Origin of the sequence: Streptomyces sp. (assembly GCF_036566765.1) — a bacterium.
Classification (GTDB): Bacteria; Actinomycetota; Actinomycetes; order Streptomycetales; family Streptomycetaceae; genus Streptomyces.
The window spans coordinates 1-16851 of sequence record NZ_DATCVQ010000579.1 but is presented as its reverse complement, the minus strand read 5'-3'; the positions used below and the strand labels follow the sequence as shown (position 1 = coordinate 16851).

The window sequence follows — 16851 nt, the reverse complement described above, 5'->3', positions numbered from 1 at the left end:
AACGGCAAGAATCCGGTCAGCATCGTCGTGCCCTGCCACCGGGTGATCGGCGCGAGCGGCTCGCTGACCGGGTACGGCGGCGGTCTCGACCGCAAGAAGCGACTGCTCGCCTTCGAGTCGGGCGCATCAACGTGTGCGGAGCCGGACGCCCTGTTCTAGCGCAGGCTCTCCAACAGCGCGGGCAGCGCGGTGCCGATCGGCTCCCGGACGATCTCGGCGGCGAGGGCGTCGTACGGGGTGGGCTCGGCGTTCACGATGATCAGCCGGGCCCCGTGCTCGGCCGCGATCCCCGCGAGCGAGGCGGCCGGCTGCACCTGGAGGCTGGTGCCGACCGCGATGAAGACCTCGGTGGCCTTGGCGACCGACATCGCCTCGCCGAGCACGACCGGGTCGAGGCGCTGCCCGAACATCACCGTCGCGGACTTCAGGATCCCGCCGCACGCGAGGCACTTCGGGTCGTCCTCACCGGCCTTCACCCGCTCCAGGGCGTCGGCCATCGAGGAGCGGGCGTGGCAGCCGGTGCACACCACCGAGCGCGCGGAGCCGTGGAGTTCGTACACCTTGCGGTCCGGCATCCCGGCCGCCTGGTGCAGCCCGTCGACGTTCTGCGTGATCACCCGGATCGGGCGCCCGCTCCGCTCGAACGCGGCCACGGCCCGGTGCGCGGCGTTCGGCTCGGCCCGCAGCACGGGCCCGTCGAGCCGCATCCGCCACGCGCGCCGCCGGATCTCCGGGTCGGCCATGTAGTGCTCGTACGTGGCGAGCTTCTCCGCCTCCGGATCGCGCGTCCACACGCCGTTCGGCCCCCGGTAGTCCGGGATCCCGGAGTCCGTGGAGATACCGGCACCGCTCAGAATCGCGACCATGGTCATACAGCGAGCGTAAGTCGCCCCGTACGGCTCCCGCGAGCCGATTACCCGGCGCCAAGGCTCCGGCGAGGAGACCCATCGCACGGGTCAGGCCTTCACCGCTTCGGAGCCGCCGCAGGGCTGAACGCTGAGCGGGCCTCGGCGACGCTGCGGGCGAGCTGGGGGCCCAGGTCCTCCAGGGTGCGCGGCTCGACTCCCTCGTGCAGGGAGCCGGTGGTGTACGGCAGGACCTCCCGCAGGAGCCGGAGGAGGTCCGGCTCGGCCTCGCGGCTCTGGCCGTCCCCCGGATTGCCGGGGACGACCACCCGTATCCACGGGCAGGCCCCCGAGTCCAGGTCGGACAGCCTGCGACGCCAGGTGGGGTCGCCGAGGATCCAGGGGTCGACGAGCAGCACGACGGGGTCCGGCGGGGGTTCGTCCGCGGACAGCCAGGGCTCCGACTCCTCCCAGGAGCCCACCGACACCTCGTGGTTGAGCGAGCGCACCAGCGAGGCAGCGACCGCGCCGAGCGGGCGGCGCGACTCGGGATGGTACGGGTTCCAGCTCAGCGCGTCCTCGCCGTACGGCTCGGGGGTGCGGCCCGGCGGGAGTTCGCGCAGGGCCGGGGCGGCGACGACGACCCGGACGCGGCCGGACCAGGCGGCTGCGCCGGGACCGAACGCGCTGGGCGAGGAGCGGTAGTCGACGGGCGAGCCAGGCGGGATCACGTTCTCGTCGGCCACGGTGACGACGCGCTTGGCGATCTGGTAGACCGCCCGCTCGTAGTGCTCCACCCGGCCGGTCGTGAGCAGCCCGTAGAGCCCGTCCCGGGCGTACTCCTCGCCGTAGCTTCGTCCCAGGTACTCCACCCGGCCCGCCTGCGGAGGGAGTTGGTCGGTGGGGACGGGGACCCAGAGCGCCGGGACGACGCCATGGACGTTGCGGTCCTGCTTCGCCTGCTCGTAGATGGTCCGCTGGGCGAAGGCGTACCACTCGCGGCCGCAGGTCTCGCTGGCGAAATAGCGCGGCGAGTAGAGCGGGACGAACACCCTGGCGGCGCCGAGCACTTCGCCGAGCCGTTCCGACCAGCCCTCGCCGGTGCGGATCTCGCGGTCCATGAAGCCGACCGGGACGTCCGCCGGGTGGTCGGTGAGCGCCAGCACGTGGTCGCACAGGTCGCGGAAGAACCGCTCCACCCAGTAGTCGGGGTCGGTGCCGCTCGCCTGGCGGGGCGCGTGCGCGTAGCTCAGGAAGAAGTACGGCGGGGCGCCGGAGCGTCCGCTCGGGACCGGCGGCCCGGGCGTCGACCTCTGGGGGCGTGAAGTGGTCCGCAGCGCCGCCTGGGCCCGGGTCCACGCGGTGAGGATCTCCTCAGCCTCGGCCGCCTCCCCGGGCGCGTCCGCGATCGGTGGGCCCGCGTTCGGGGTGATCACCGCGTCGCCGGTCGCGTCCGGGGTGACCGCCGTGAAGCGGGACGGGGCGTCGGGGTGGGCGGCGATGTACTCGCTGATCGCGTCGCGCACGCGGCGGGCGTCGCGCGCGCCGAGGCGGTGGGCGAGGCGCTCGCGGACGCCCTCGCGGAAGCGGAGCACCGGGCCGCTGCGGTCCGTCTCGCCCTGGTCCACGGAGACCAAACCGCCGACGACGACCTCGGCCAGGTCGGCGGGGGTGGCCTCGGGGACCAGTTCCTGTCGGACCAAGTGGAGCAGGGCGACGCTCAGTTCGGCGTACGAGGAGCAGAGCGCGGCCAGCCGGACCGCCGTGGCGGAGGCGCGGTGCAGGAAGGACTCGACCAGCTTCTCGCCGTCCAGCTCGGTGTCCTCCAGGACGCCCGGGCGGTCCATGAGCCCGGGCTGCGGCACCAGGACCGACGGGCAGCCCTCCGGCGCGCCGCGCATCAGCGTGCGCGCCCACCGGTCCACGGAGTGCGGGGTGAGGGAGACGACCGGCACCGGCACCCAGGGGTCCCGCAGGCCCTCCGCCGCGAACAGGATCTCTTCGAGCAGCGGCGGTTCGGTGTACGGGAGGCGGACGTTGGCCGCGCCGGGGCGCGGCGGCGGGGCGGTGCGCACGGCCGGCAGGTCGAGGCCGGAGTGCCGCCAGATGGCGGGCGGCAGCGGGTTGACGAGGACGGTCGGCACCGAGCGGGCCCAGCGGTGGATGCGGTCCCAGAGCCGGCTGTCGCCGGTGGCGGTGGCGACGCAGTCGGAGACGACGAGGACGAGGCGGCGGGACAGCGGCTGCGGTAACGGACCGCCGGGCGCGGACGGTTCCTGCTCGCGGACCGGCGCGGGTTCGGGCTCCGGCTCCCAGGTGTTGATCTCCTGCACCCGCAGGGTGCGGAAGACCCCGGTGCTGGCGAGGAGTTTGAGCAGTTCGCCGGTGGTGTCGGCCCACACGGCCATGGTCGGCGAGCGGTCGAGGACGACGGTCAGGTCGAACCAGCGCTCGGGCGTGGGGCCGAAGACGGGCAGCAGTTCGCCGCTGCGGGCGAAGTCGGCGACGGTCCCGGCGATGTCGAGCTGTTCCCGCCGGCCCTTGCGCCAGGGGCGGCGCAACGGGCGCAGTGCGGTGGCCAGTTCGCGGGCGCGGGGCAGCGCGGCGGCGCGCGGCAGGGACATCTTGCGGCCGGTGAGCCCGCGGGGCGCGCCGGCGGCGGGCTCGTAGACGGGCTGTCGGGGCGCGTCCCAGCCGGTCCGCGCCTCGCGGGGGTCGACGGCCGGCTGTTCGGGCGCGGCCCTTGAAGGGCGCACCGGCTCCTCCGGCTCGTCGCGCCCCGACTGGGCGGCGAGCCAGAGCAGTTCGGCCACGCAGACGCCGTCGAGGCTCCGGCCGAGCCCGTGCACGGCCCCCACGACGGAGTCCAGGCGCGCCGGTCCGGCAGCCCCCGCCGGTCCGTCCCCGTCAGGCACCGGAGAGGTCCTTCATCAGGAGCGCGATCAGCCGTTCGCGCTCGCCCCGGCCGCGGACCTTGGCCGCCCCGTGGGCGTCGCCGTGCAGCAGGTGCAGGGTGCCTAGGAGCTGGTCGACGGCCACGCTCTCGCCCGCCGCCACGCGTCGTACGAAATCGTTCACGAGGTCCGCCTCGGGGCCGGTGTCGGGTATCTCCAACTGAAGATGCCCACGCACCACTTCACGTATCAGGGCGGCCGTCGGTTTCGGCATCGTGTAGCGCACGCAGCGGCGCAGAAAGGGCGCGGGCAGCTCCTGCTCGCCGTTGCTGGTCATGACGATGAACGGGAACTCGCTGCACTGCACATGCCCGCGCTGCACCCGGTGCTTGTCGGCGCTGTCCCACATCCGCAGCTCGGCCACGTCCTGTCCCTCGCGCAACAGCTCGGGGATGCGGAACTCGCCGCGCTCCAGGACCTCCAGGAGGTCGCCCGGCAGGTCGAGGTCGGACTTGTCGATCTCGTCGACGAGCAGCGCGCGCGGCCGGGGCGAGGGCAGCAGCGCGGTGCCCAGCGGGCCGAGGCCGATGAAGGCCGCGATGTCGTCGTCGGCGCCGGTGTCGGACCCGGCCCGGGCCTTCTCCTGCTGGAGCCTGTGGGCGTGGATACGGCCGAGGGCGTCGTACCGGTAGAGCGCCTCGGCGAGCGTGGAGCGGGAGGTGATGTGCCAGCGCAGCACCGGGCCGAGGCCGAGCTCGGCGGCGACCTGCTCGACGACGGTCGACTTGCCGGAGCCCGGGGTGCCGGTGATCAGCAGCGGGCGGCGCAGCGCGAGCGCCGCGTTGACCGCGTCGACGAGGCCCTCGGGCGGCCGGAACACCTCGGCGACCGGGCGGCTCGGGAAGGTGCGCCAGGGCGGCGGTGCGGGCAGCCGGGTCTCGGGCCGGCTCGTTCCGTCGCCCCGGTAGTACGCGTTCCAGGTCATGACATCCCTCCGGGGGCGGTGTCGTTCGTACGGGCGGGCGGCGGCCCGTTCCGGAAGGCTCCGCAGAAGCGGAGCCAGTCCGGGTCGTCCCAGACGGCCCGGAGGTCGGCGAGGTCGTCGTCGGCCTCCCGGTCGGCCCAGCGGTCCCGGTAGGCGTACGCGAGCGCGGCGGGCATGGCCCACCATTTGCGGTCGAGGCATCGGTGGCCGTCCTCGGCGCAGCCGGGGTCGGTTCCCGCCCCGTCGTGCGGCCAGAGCAGGACGGGGGTGTAGGCGAGCAGCAGGTCGAGCAGGCGCGCGTCGGCGCCGGGGTGGTGGAGCAGGCCGAGGCCGCGCCGGTAGCGGCCGGTGCGCAGTTTGGCGCGCAGTACGTGCGCCTCGGCGACGTCGTCGTGGCCGAGCCAGTCGACCGGGGCGCGCCGGTCCTCGTCCAGCGGGTCGGACAGTACGTCCCAGCGCTCGCCGACCACCCGTTCGATGCTGCGCAGCACCGCGTCGGGGGTCAGCCGCCGGCTCCAGTGGAGTCTCACCTCGTAGCGGATACCCAGAAGTGCGGCGACTCCTGCCTCTTCGGGCCGCCAGTCCAGGAGCAGTCCGGCGGGCAGCGCGACGTCGACGCGCTCCAGCGGCAGGTCGAGCGCCACCCGGTGGTCCTCGGCCCAGGCGGCGGCCTCCTCGATGGCGTACTCGGCGCCGGCCCGGTCGGCGCCGGGGCACGGTAGGCGTTCGTGGTGGAGCATCTCGCCGTCGCGCAGCAGCCAGGCGTCGATCTCCTCGGGCCAGTCGTCGGCGAGGGCGGCGTGCAGGCTGACGACGAGGGCGAGTCGCTGGTCCCGGACGCGCCGGGCGGCGTACGCGACGGCGGCGTTGAGCTCGGCGGTGGCGCCGCAGTGTGCTCCCCAGGCGTGCAGTTCGGGCGCGGCGGGGGACCGGCCGCAGGCCCGGCCGAGCAGGGCGACGAACTTCGTGAGGCCGGGTTTCCAGTCGTCGGCGGCGGAGGGGTGGTTGAAGACCAGTTCGTCGACGATGTCGACGTCGGTGCGCAGCCGGTCGCCGGACGGCAGCCGGCCCTCGGCGGCGAGCAGGGTGTGCAGGGCGTGGCGCATGAGGGCCGTGGTGAGGTCGGCGCCGAGCCAGCTGCGCAGGAAGGCGACCGTGCGCACGGCGACGGCGAGCGCGTCGAGGACGGCGACGGCGCGGGCACGGGCGCCGCCGGCCTGGCGGGCGAGCAGGTCCTTGCGGGCGGCGGCGAGGTCGGCGGCGTCGCCGTTCGGGTCGGGTACGGGCAGGCCGGGGTCGACGGCGCGGAAGGCGGCGGTGAGTTCGTCGAGGGCGAGCCGGCCGCACAGCCCGCCGGGTGCACGCTGCGCGCGGGCGTTGCGGGCGATCCAGACGGGGGCGCGGGCGGGTCCGTCGGCGTTGTAGTCGAAGGCGGCGACGTCCTGGCCGGGCAGGGCGCCGGTGAGGGCGTCGGCCGCGTCGCCGACGCCGAGGACGCCGGCGGCATCGGGCAGTCCCCGGGCGATCAGGTCGGTCAGGCCGCGGGTGAAGGACAGTCCGGTGGCGGGCTGGGTGACGGCGGAGGCCATGAGAAGGGCGAGTCGGGTACGCCCGTTGCGGGTGCCGCCGGTCAGCTCGTGTACGGGCGGCACCGCGCCGCCCGCGTGGCAGGTGTCCACGAGGGCCAGCACGCCGGGTACGCGCGGGTCGTCGGCGGCCTCCGTCAGCAGTTCCCCGATGCCTACGGAGCCGGTCCGGACGTCCTCGACGGACTCCTCCGTCATCAGATGGAGGGCGCTGCTGCGGCCGGGGACGAAGCCGTGCCCGAGGAAGGCGAGGACGAGCACGGCGTGCCGCCGGCCGGCGTGGCGGACGGCGTCGGAGACGGCGGCCCGTACGTCGGCGCTGCGGATGCCGTCGCCGACGAGCAGCGCGGACCGGCCGTCGGGCAGCCCGGGGGCGCAGCCGCCGAGCGCGGGGTCGGTGAGCACCTCGTACAGCCCGGCGGCGGCCGGTTCGAGCAGGTCCAGGCGCTCCATCCCCCGGCACTGCGGCGCGATCACGAGCAGGTGGCGAGGGGTGTCCGGGCGGCGGGGCGGGCCGCCGCGCGAGTGGACGGTCATCCGGAACCCGGCGCCGCGCCCAGCGCCTCGGCGACGGGACCGGCGACGGCCGCCTGGGCGAGGTACTTGGTCGCGGTGTGCACCCACAGGCCGTCGGAGTCGATCCGGGCGCTGACGGGCCGGACGCCGAGCGCGCCGGGCGCGAGGTCCTTCTCGAGGCGGGGACGTACGGCGATCACGTCGTCGCGGTCCCAGAAGTTGAGCCAGCGGGCGGTGCCGTCGGGGACGGCGGGCGGCTGCGGGCGGAGCCGGGGCAGCACCACCGTGCGCATCGCGATCGGCGAGCCGAGGGTGACGAACAGGGGCACGGGGGACCGGAGTTCGTGCAGGGTCTCCAGGGCGACGACGGTGCCGAGGGAGTGCGCGACCACGACGGCGGGGCCGTCGCCGATCGCCGCCGCGACACGGGCCCGGATCCGGACGTCGAGGGTCGTGCCGTCCGCGTCGGCCTCGCTGCGGGCGAGATAGCGGGAGACCTGCCCGAGATGACGGACCATCAGCTTGGGGGTGATCCACTCCCCCGCGCCGTCCCACGGGCGCAGCGACAGCAGGGTGGTGACCACGTTGAGGGCCCGGCGCACCAGGTCCGGCGCGCCCTGCTGCTGCCCGGCCGGCGCGGCTTCGGCGCGCGCGTGGTCGAGGATGCGCAGCTGCTCCGGGGTGCCGCCCTCCTCGGCGAGGGCCTCGGCGGCCTCGTCGACGAGTTCGGCGACGAAGGCGGCGAGCAGCTCGGCCTCGGTGGGCGCGTCGTCGCCGCCCTGCGCCTGGGGGCGGCCGAAGAGGTCCGCGTACGAGACGAACGCGGCGTGCGCGCCGGGCGCGGCCTCCAGAGACCGGGCGAGCGCGGAGTGCCCGGCGGCCCGCATGCCGGCGGCGAGCGCGGTGGTCCAATGGGCGAGTTCGGCGGCCGGGTCCCGCGGCCCTCCGATGCCGTGCACGAACACCAGCCGTGGAGCCATCCCCCGCCTCCCCCGCATCAGGACTGTCCCACCGGCAGGTTAACCGCCCCGGCCCGACGCCGTCACGAGTCCCGACCGGTCCCTCATGCTTCGGCGAGCGCGGGCGGCCGGTGCTCGAACCACCGCTGGTCGTCCTCCAGTTGGGCGGCGAGCGAGACGAGCAGCGGCTCGCTGCCGGCCGGGCCGAGGAGTTGGGCGCCGACCGGCAGGCCGTCGGCCGTGAAGCCGGCCGGGACGTTGACGCCGGGCCAGCCGAGGACGTTCCAGGGCCAGGCGTAGGGGCAGGCGGAGGCGATGGCCAGGTCGGTGCGCATGCCGGACATCCGGTCGAACGTGCCGATCCGGGGCGGCGGCACGGCGGTCGTCGGTGCGAGGACGACGTCGTACGTGTCGAAGATCGCGCCGATCCTGCGGTGCTGGCGGGCCTCGCGGCCGCGCGCCGCGCGCAGGATCCGGCCGCCGAGGCGGTGACCGGTCCTGGCCGCCCGCCGGGTGCGCGGGTCGAGCAGCAGGGGGTCGGGGTGCCGGTCGGCGTACTCGGCGATGCCGGCGGTGCCCCGGGGCAGGAAGCCCAGGCCGATCAGCCCGTACCGCGGCCGCGCCTCCTCGACGGTGTGACCGAGCCGGGCGAGCGCGTCGGCGAGGTCGGCGACGGCCCGCCGGACGCCGGGGTGCAGCGGGTTCGGCGTGGCCGTGAACGGGGGTCGCCAGGCGAGCGCGATGCGCAGCCGGCCGGGGTCGCGGCGGGCCGCGGCGGAGGCGTCCACGGGGGTGGGCTGGTACCGCTCGCCGGGGTGGGCGCCGGCCACGGCGTCGAGCAGCAGCGCGGCGTCGGCGACGGTCCGGGCGAGCGGGCCGTTCACGGTGAGGCCGTGGAAGCAGTCGTTGTACGGGTGGACGGAGACCCGGCCGCGCTGGGGCTTGATGCCGACGAGGTGGGTCCAGGCGGCCGGAATGCGGATGGAGCCGGCGCCGTCGGAGCCGAGCGCGGCGGGCACAAGCCCGGCGGCGACGGCCGCGGCCGATCCGCCGGAGGAGCCGCCGGGCGTGTGGCGTGGGTTCCAGGGGTTGCGGGTGGCGCCGAAGGCGGGGCCCTCGGTGAACGGCCACTGGCCGAGCTCGCAGGCGTTGGTCTTGCCGACGATCACCGCCCCGGCGGCGCGCAGCCGCCGGACCGCCTCGCCGTCCCGGGTCTTCGCGGGGAGCTCGCCGGCGCAGCCGAAGGCGGTGGGCAGCCCTGCGACGTCGGTGTCGTCCTTCACCGCGACCGGCACGCCGAGCAGCGGCAGCCGCTCCCCCTGGGCGAGCCGCCGATCGGCCTCCACCGCCTCGACGAGGGCGGCCTCGGGCCGGGTGACCCGGAAGGCGTTGAGGGTCGGCTGCGCGGCCTCGATGCGGTCGAGCGCGGCCTGCACGAGGGCGGTCGAGGTGACCGCGCCTTCGGCCAACTGCCGCGCCTGTTCGGCCAGTCCGGTGTACTCGACCGTGGTCACGGCAGCCCCCTCGTCGTTGCGACTGCCGGAACCCTACTGGAGCGTAACCTCGCTGTCAGCACCTCACCGTCGGCGCATCGCAGGACCGCGGCCGGGAGCCCGTCGGGTCAGGGAGCGGCGTCGAGATCGACGTCGAGGTCCTCGGTCTTGGTCCAGAACGTGTCGTCCGCGTCCTGGAGCCGGAAGGCGGCCCGCTTCATGTGGCGGTACGCGGCGGCGCGCGCGAGCCGGGCGTCGCCGGCTTCGATGGCTTCGATGGCTTCGATGGCTTCGATGATGGCGTGGTGCTCCTGGCGGACCTCCTCGATGAAGTCGCCGCGCCGCGCCTCGTTCGCCCGGGTGACGCGGATGCCGCTGCGCAGCACCTCGCCGAGGTACCGCACGGTGGAGACCATCACGTCGTTGCCGGTGGACTCGGCGATGGAGCGGTGGAACGCCAGGTCCTCGTCCACCCCGTCACCGCCCGCCGCGACCGCCGCGTCGATCGCCTCCAGGGCGCCGCGCATCCGGGCGAGGTCGGCCGGGGCTGCGCGCAGGTCAGTTCCCCTCGGCGGCCGTACGCCGTCCCACCATCAGGACCGTGTACAGCAGCAGCGCCGCGGCGAGCCCGACCGCCCAGCCGTAGTCGGCCAGCGGCTTCAGGAACGGGATCAGCCCGTCCGCCGGGAAGGGCCCCTTGCCGGGGGCCGAGTGCGAGCCGCCGACGGCGAGCACCCCGCCGACCGCGAAGGCGAGGACCGCCGCCGGGTTCCAGCCGCCCGCGTACCAGTACCGTCCGCCCGGCCGGTACAGGTCGGCGAGGTCGAGGACCGTGCGGCGGATCAGCCAGTAGTCCGCGATCAGGATCCCGGCGACCGTGCCGAGCAGCCCGCCGACCAGACCGAGCCAGGTGAAGATGTACAGCTCGGGCGTCTCGGTCAGCTTCCACGGCATGATCAGCACGCCCACCACGCCCGTGATCAGCGCGCCCGTACGGAAGTTGACGAACCGTGGGGCGAGGTTGGCGAGGTCGTACGCGGGCGAGACCACGTTCGCCGCGATGTTCACCGAGATCGTGGCGACCAGCACGGTCACCAGGGCGAACAGCAGCCCGAAGACGTTGTCGGTCTTCGCGGCCAGCGCCACCGGGTCCCAGACGGCCGCCCCGTACACGGCCTGCGAGCCGGAGGTGACGAGCACCGACAGCAGCGCGAACAAGGTCATCGTCGTGGGCAACCCAAGAGTCTGCCCCCACACTTGGGCGCGCTGCCCGGACCCGAAGCGCGTGAAGTCGGGGATGTTGAGCGACAGCGTCGACCAGAAGGCGATCATGCCCATCAGGGACGGGAAGAAGACCGGCCAGAAGTCGGCGCCCCAGCCCAGCTTCGAGGGCTGGTCGAGCAGCGGGCCGAAGCCGCCGGCCTTGACCGCGATCCAGATCAGGAGCACCAGCGCGCCGACGATGACGAAGGGCGCGGCCCAGTTCTCGAAGCGGCGCAGTGCCTCCATCCCCCGGTAGATGATGGCCAGTTCGAGCGCCCAGAAGAGCACGAAGCAGAGCCAGAGCGTCCAGGGCTGGCCGCCGATCCTGCTCACGTCCGCCCAGCCGCCGAAGACCTTGCCGAGCAGCACGAAGACGCCCTGGCCGCCGATCCAGGTCTGGATGCCGAACCAGGCGCAGGCGACGCCGGCGCGGATCAGCGCGGGCAGGTTCGCGCCGCGCAGCCCGAAGGAGGCGCGGGCGAGTACGGGGAAGGGGATGCCGTACTTGGGTCCGGCGTGCCCGGTCAGCAGCATCGGAAGCAGCACGATGACGTTGGCGAGCGCGATGGTCAGCACGGCCTGTTTCCAGTCCATGCCGAGCGCGACCAGGCCCGAAGCGAGCAGCCAGGAGGGGATGTTGTGGGCCATGCCGACCCACAGCGCGGCGAAGTTGTACGTGGTCCAGCTGCGTCGTTCGACGGGCACGGGGAGCAGGTCGTCGTTGACGAACCGTCCGTCGGCCGGGACCGTGCCGGGCGGGAGCTCGACACGGCCGCCGGGACCGTCGGATATGACGGGTCTTCCTGAGGGGGTGGTCGCGGTCATCGCGGTCGGAACCCTTCGTTCGGGGGCGGAACGAGGCCGTGCGGGGCGCGGGGGGTTCGTCGGGTGCGGGGGTCGGATCAGGAGGTGAGCGCCGGGATGATCTCTGCGCCGTACGCGTCGATCGTCGCCTCCTTGGCGTCGTGCATGTTGTAGACGGCGAACTGGTCCACGCCCAGGTCCTTCAGATGACGCAGCTTCTCGATGTGGGCCTCGGCGGGGCCGAGGAGGCAGAAGCGGTCGACGATCTCGTCGGGGACGAACGCGGTGTCGGGGTTGTCGGCGCGGCCGTGGTGGCTGTAGTCGTAGCCGTGCCGGTCCTTGATGTACGCGGTGAGCTCCTCCGGAACCATGCCGGAGTGCTCGCCGTACTTGGCGACCAGGTCGGCGACGTGGTTGCCGACCATGCCGCCGAACCAGCGGCACTGGTCACGCGCGTGCGCCAGGTCGTCGCCGACGTACGCGGGCGCGGCGACGCAGATGGTGAGCGCGTCGGGGTCGCGGCCGGCGTCGGAGGCGGCCTGCCGGACGGCCTTGACCATCCACTCGGTGAGGAAGGGGTCGGCGAGCTGGAGGATGAAGCCGTCCGCCTTCTGCCCGGCCAGCGCGAGCGCCTTCGGGCCGTACGCGGCCATCCAGACCGGCAGCTGCCCCTCCCGTACCCACGGGATCCGGACCGGGCTGCCGTCCACGAGCGCCTCCCGGCCCTCGGCCAGGTCGCGGATGACGTCGATGGCCTCGCCCAGCCGGGCCAGGGTGTTGGGCTTGCGGCCGGCCACCCGCATCGCGGAGTCGCCGCGGCCGATGCCGCAGACGGTGCGGTTGCCGTACATGTCGTTGAGGGTGGCGAAGGTGGAGGCGGTGACCTCCCAGGTGCGCGTCCCCGGGTTGGTCACCATCGGGCCGACGTGGAGCTTCGTGGTGTGTTCGAGGATCCGGCTGTAGATGACGAAGGGTTCCTGCCACAGCACGGCGGAGTCGAAGGTCCAGCCGTACTGGAAGCCGTTGCGCTCCGCGCGGCGCATCAGTCCGACGACCTCGGACGCGGGCGGGTCGGTCTGCAGGACGAGTCCGAAGTCCACGTCGGGACCTCCTGGTTCGGTTCGGTTCAGCGTCGGTTCGGTTCAGCGTCGGTTCAGCTGAGCGTCGGCTCGGTTCAGCGTCGGTTCAGCTCAGGTACTGGCAGGTCGCGCGCGGGGTGAACGCGCCGTGGCCGGCGCGGCCGGTGAACTCCCGCTGGTCGATGACCGTCTCGCCGCGGGAGAGGACGGTCTCCACCCGGCCGGTGACGGTCCTCCCCTCGTACGCGGAGTAGTCGACGTTCATGTGGTGCGTCTGCGCCGACAGCGTCTGGCGGGCGTGCGGGTCGTAGATGACGACGTCCGCGTCCGCGCCGGGCGCGATCGTGCCCTTCGTCGGGTACAGGCCGAACATCCGGGCCGGGCTCGCGCAGGCGATCTCGATCCAGCGGCGGCGGCTGATGTGCCCGTCGACGACGGCCTGGTGGAGCAGGTCCATACGGTTCTCGACGCCCGGCAGCCCGTTGGGGATCTTCGAGAAGTCGCCGCGGCCGAGCTCCTTCTGCCCGCTGAAGCAGAACGGGCAGTGGTCGGTGGAGACCACCTGGAGGTCGTTGGTCCGCAGCCCCCTCCACAGGGCCTCCTGATGCTCCTTCGGCCGCAGCGGCGTCGAGCACACGTACTTCGCGCCCTCGAAGCCCGGCTCGGCCAGGTTGTCCGTGGACAGGAACAGGTACTGCGGGCAGGTCTCGCCGAAGACCGGCAGGCCCATGTCCCGGGCCGCCGCCAGCTCCCGTACGGCCTCGTCGGCGGAGACGTGCACCACGTACAGCGGGGCCCCGGCGACGCGGGCGAGCTGGATGGCGCGGTGGGTGGCCTCCGCCTCGAGAAGGACCTTGCGGACCTCGCCGTGATAGCGGGGGTCGGTCTCGCCGCGGGCCAGGGCCTGTTCGACGAGGACGTCGATCGCGATGCCGTTCTCCGCGTGCATCATGATCAGCCCGCCGTTGACGGCGGAGCGCTGCATGGCCCGCAGGATCTGCCCGTCGTCGCTGTAGAAGACGCCGGGGTAGGCCATGAACAGCTTGAACGAGGTGATGCCCTCGCCGACGAGGTGGTCCATCTCCTTGAGCGTGGACTCGTTGACGTCGGAGAGGATCATGTGGAAGCCGTAGTCGATGGCGCAGTTGCCGTCGGCCTTGGCGTACCAGGCGTCGAGTCCCTCGCGCAGCGAGTGGCCGACGGTCTGCACGGCGAAGTCCACGATGGTGGTGGTGCCGCCCCAGGCGGCGGCCCGGGTGCCGGTCTCGAAGGTGTCGGAGGCGGAGGTGCCGCCGAACGGCAGCTCCATGTGGGTGTGCGCGTCGACGCCGCCCGGGATGACGTACCGGTCGGTGGCGTCGATGGTCCGCTCCGCCGTCCAGCGGGCGGCGGCGTCCGAGCCGTGTGCGGCGAGCGCGGCGATCCGGCCGTCCTCGATGAGGACGTCGGCGTGGATCTCGTCGGCGGCCGTGATGACCAGGCCGCCGCGGATCAGGGTACGGGTGCTCATGGCTCAGGCCCCCCGGTTCGGAACGGCGCGCAAGGCCTCTTCGAGGATCGCAGCGCCCTCCTCGGCCTCGGCGACGGTCAGGGAGAGCGGCGGGGCGATGCGCAGGGAAGTGGTGCTGTGGCCGCCGCCCTTGCCGATGAGCAGGCCGCCCTCGCGGGCCGCCTCCAGGACGGCGGAGGCCGCTTCCGGGTTCGGCTCGTCGGTGCCGGGCCGGGTCAGCTCGATGCCGATCATCAGGCCGCGGCCGCGTACCTCGCGGACGGCTTCGACGCTCGCGGCGGCGGCGCGCAGCCGCTCGATGAGCAGGCCGCCGACGCGGCGGGCGTTGCCCTGGAGGTCGTGTTCCTGGAGGTACGCGAGGTTGGCGAGGCCGGCGGCCATGGTGACCGGTGAACCGCCGAAGGTGGAGATGGAGTTGGCGTCGAGACAGTTCATGATCTCGGCGCGGGCGACGACGCCGCCGATCGACATGCCGTTGCCGATGCCCTTGGCGAAGGTGAGGATGTCCGGCGGGCCCGCCTGGTCGTGCGCCTGCCATCCCCAGAAGTGGTCGCCGGTGCGACCCCAGCCGGTCTGCACCTCGTCCGAGATCCACAGGATGCCGTGCCGGTCGAGGACCCGGCGGAAGGCGGCGTACAGGCCGTCCGGCGGGGAGGTGAAGCCGCCGACGCCCTGGATCGGCTCGGCGATCAGCGCGGCCGCGTCGCGGGTCTGGCCGAGCAGGTCCTCCAGGTCGGCGACGCAGGCGTCGACGAACCGCTCGTCGGTGTACTGGGCGTACGGGCCGCGGGTGCGGACGCCGCCGTGCACGTACAGGGTCTGCAGCGGGGAGAGGCCGGTCGGGGACCAAGAGCGGTTGCCCGTGATGCCGACGGTGCTGAAGGAGCGCCCGTGGTAGCTGTTGCGCATCGCCAGGACCTGCTGGGAGCCGCGGTACGCGGTGGCGAGCAGCAGGGCCGTGTCGTTGGCCTCGGTGCCGGAGGTGGTGAAGAAGACCCGGGCGTCGGGGATGCCGGACAGTGCGGCGATCCGCTCGGCGAGCTCCACCATCGGGCGGTTGAGGTAGAGCGTGGAGGAGTGGATGAGCCGCCCGGCCTGCTCGGCGACGGCCTTGGTGACCTCGGGCAGGGCGTGGGCGGTCATCGTGGTGAGAATGCCGCCGAAGAAGTCGAGATAGCGGTTGCCGTCGGCGTCCCAGACGTGCCGGCCCTCGCCGTGGGTGATCTCGATGGGGTCCTTGTAGTACAGCGCGACCCAGTCCGGGATGACGGCCCGGTGCCGGTCGTAGAGGCTGCTCACGGCTGCACCAGGCCCTCGTAGGCGTCGGGACGGCGATCGCGGTAGAACGCCCACTGCTGCCGGACCTCGTCGATGAGGTCGAAGTCCAGGTCGCGGACGACGAGTTCCTCCTCCTTGTCGGAGGCGACCTCGCCGACGAACTGCCCGCGCGGGTTCACGAAGTAGCTGGTGCCGTAGAAGTCGTTGTCGCCGTACTCCTCCTGGCCGACGCGGTTGATCGCGGCGATGAAGTACTCGTTGGCGACGGCGGCCGCGGGCTGCTCCAACTGCCAGAGGTAGGCCGAAAGGCCGCGCGAGGTGGCGGACGGGTTGTACACCAACTGAGCCCCTCCGAGGCCGAGTTGACGCCACCCCTCGGGGAAGTGCCGGTCGTAGCAGATATAGACGCCGACCTTGCCGACGGCGGTGTCGAAGACCGGCCAGCCCGCGTTGCCCGGGCGGAAGTAGTACTTCTCCCAGAAGCCCTTGACCTGCGGGATGTGGTGCTTGCGGTACTTGCCGAGATAGGCGCCGTCGGCGTCGATCACAGCGGCGGTGTTGTAGTAGAAGCCGGCCCCCTCGATCTCGAAGACCGGGACGACGATCACCATGCCGGTCTCGCGGGCGAGCTCCTTCATGCGGGTCACGGTCGGGCCGTCGGGGACGGGCTCGGCCCACCGGTAGTGCTCGGGCTCCTGCACCTGGCAGAAGTAGGGGGCGTTGAACACCTCCTGGAATCCGATGACCTTCGCACCCTGCCGGGCGGCCTCGCGGGCGTGCTCCTCGTGCTTGGCGATCATGGATTCGGTGTCGCCGGTCCAGGTCGCCTGGACGAGCGCGGCGCGTACGACGTGGGACATGAGCTGCTCCTTCGGCGCGGGGTCGGAGAGCCTCTACGCCCGTAGACACGGTGCGTAGGAGGAGAACGTAAGCCCCGTCACATCCCGGAGCAAGACCACCGCCGTGAACCGGTGGAGTCGATCATGTTTCATACCCGAGTGGTCCACGTCCGACACCTACCGACACATACGGACACGGTGTGCGCGGGAGTGTTCGAATCGCCGGGCGGGGCGGAGCGGGGCAGCACTGGGGCGGGTCAGCCGGTGACGCCGGCGATGCGGGGGCGTGGACCAGGTCCTGCTCGCGGGCGGGCGCGACCCGCGCCGGGCCGAGCCCGGCGGTTACGAGGCGGTCGCCTCAGCCGGTGACGCCACCGGCGACGACCAGACCCCGCTCGCTGGGCCGGTGCGACCCGCGCGGGGCGGAACCCGGCGATACGCGGCCGAACTCAGCCGGGTGACGACGCCGGCCACCCACAGCGCTCGAACCAGGTCCTGCTCGCGGGCGGGAGCGACCCGCGCCGGGCCGAGCCCGGCGGTTACGAGGCGGTCGCCTCAGCCGGTGACCACGCCCGCGACGCGCAGGGCGTGGACCAGGTCCTGTTCGCGGGACGGGGCGACCGTGCGGGCGGCGTCCAGGAGTTGCGGGACCAGGCGGTGCGGGTCCGCGCCGGCGAGGCGGGCGGCGTCCTCGGGCGGGCGGACGCGGATGAGCGCGGCGAGCAGGGCGCGGGCCTCGCGCAGGTGGCCGTCGGCGTCCAGGGCGAGTACGGCGTCGGCCAGCTCGGCGACGGGGCGGG

Annotated in this window: 13 protein-coding genes and 1 pseudogene; 1 reads left to right on the top strand and 13 read right to left on the bottom strand. The window is 73.5% G+C overall.

All coding sequences use genetic code 11. The annotated features are described in order from the left end of the window. A partial coding sequence (locus VIU94_RS33575; protein WP_331917378.1) for a methylated-DNA--[protein]-cysteine S-methyltransferase occupies window positions 1-159 on the top strand: 159 nt, incomplete at its 5' end. Here VIU94_RS33575 and VIU94_RS33570 read toward each other — a convergent pair. From VIU94_RS33570 to VIU94_RS33510, 13 genes and pseudogenes are all read right to left on the bottom strand, one after another. Next, window positions 156-872, bottom strand: coding sequence for an SIR2 family NAD-dependent protein deacylase (locus VIU94_RS33570; RefSeq protein WP_331917374.1), 717 nt, complete (start codon window positions 870-872; stop codon window positions 156-158). The two genes, VIU94_RS33575 and VIU94_RS33570, sit on opposite strands and share 4 nt — an antisense overlap. A gap of 92 nt (window positions 873-964) precedes the next feature. Further along, window positions 965-3760: a TIR-like protein FxsC gene (locus VIU94_RS33565; protein ID WP_331917372.1), complete on the bottom strand. Its 2796-nt coding sequence runs from the start codon at window positions 3758-3760 to the stop codon at window positions 965-967. Continuing rightward, entirely contained in the window at window positions 3753-4724 is a 972-nt protein-coding gene (locus VIU94_RS33560) for an AAA family ATPase (protein ID WP_331917371.1), read from the bottom strand. Before VIU94_RS33560 ends, VIU94_RS33565 begins: the two co-directional genes overlap by 8 nt. Beyond that, window positions 4721-6847, bottom strand: a complete 2127-nt coding sequence (locus tag VIU94_RS33555; protein ID WP_331917370.1) for a vWA-MoxR associated conflict system protein — start codon at window positions 6845-6847, stop codon at window positions 4721-4723. The genes VIU94_RS33560 and VIU94_RS33555 overlap by 4 nt, the downstream gene beginning before the upstream one ends. Continuing rightward, window positions 6844-7806, bottom strand: a complete 963-nt coding sequence (locus VIU94_RS33550; RefSeq protein ID WP_331917368.1) for a hypothetical protein — start codon at window positions 7804-7806, stop codon at window positions 6844-6846. Before VIU94_RS33550 ends, VIU94_RS33555 begins: the two co-directional genes overlap by 4 nt. Before the next feature lie 83 nt (window positions 7807-7889). Continuing rightward, on the bottom strand, window positions 7890-9299 hold the full coding sequence (locus tag VIU94_RS33545) for an amidase (protein WP_331917366.1): 1410 nt from the start codon (window positions 9297-9299) through the stop codon (window positions 7890-7892). Between the two features lie 107 nt (window positions 9300-9406). Next, window positions 9407-9835, bottom strand: a complete 429-nt coding sequence (locus tag VIU94_RS33540) for a FadR/GntR family transcriptional regulator (protein WP_331917376.1) — start codon at window positions 9833-9835, stop codon at window positions 9407-9409. 1 nt (window position 9836) lies between these two features. Continuing rightward, window positions 9837-11366 (bottom strand): NCS1 family nucleobase:cation symporter-1, encoded by a 1530-nt coding sequence (locus VIU94_RS33535; protein ID WP_331917364.1) that lies wholly within the window; start codon window positions 11364-11366, stop codon window positions 9837-9839. A gap of 77 nt (window positions 11367-11443) precedes the next feature. Continuing rightward, window positions 11444-12445 carry a TIGR03842 family LLM class F420-dependent oxidoreductase gene (locus VIU94_RS33530; RefSeq protein ID WP_331917362.1) on the bottom strand — a complete coding sequence of 334 codons (1002 nt, stop codon included), beginning with the start codon at window positions 12443-12445 and terminating at the stop codon, window positions 11444-11446. 85 nt (window positions 12446-12530) lie between these two features. Then, complete coding sequence (hydA, locus tag VIU94_RS33525) at window positions 12531-13934, bottom strand: dihydropyrimidinase (RefSeq protein WP_331917360.1); 1404 nt, start codon at window positions 13932-13934, stop codon at window positions 12531-12533. A 3-nt stretch (window positions 13935-13937) separates the two neighbouring features. After that, the gene (locus VIU94_RS33520) at window positions 13938-15233 is read right to left on the bottom strand and encodes an aspartate aminotransferase family protein (protein ID WP_331917358.1); all 1296 of its coding nucleotides are present in this window, start codon (window positions 15231-15233) and stop codon (window positions 13938-13940) included. After that, on the bottom strand, window positions 15230-16072 hold the full coding sequence (locus tag VIU94_RS33515) for a nitrilase-related carbon-nitrogen hydrolase (protein WP_331917356.1): 843 nt from the start codon (window positions 16070-16072) through the stop codon (window positions 15230-15232). Before VIU94_RS33515 ends, VIU94_RS33520 begins: the two co-directional genes overlap by 4 nt. Before the next feature lie 534 nt (window positions 16073-16606). Continuing rightward, a pseudogene (locus tag VIU94_RS33510) lies at window positions 16607-16851 on the bottom strand (UL36 very large tegument protein); the annotation flags it as partial.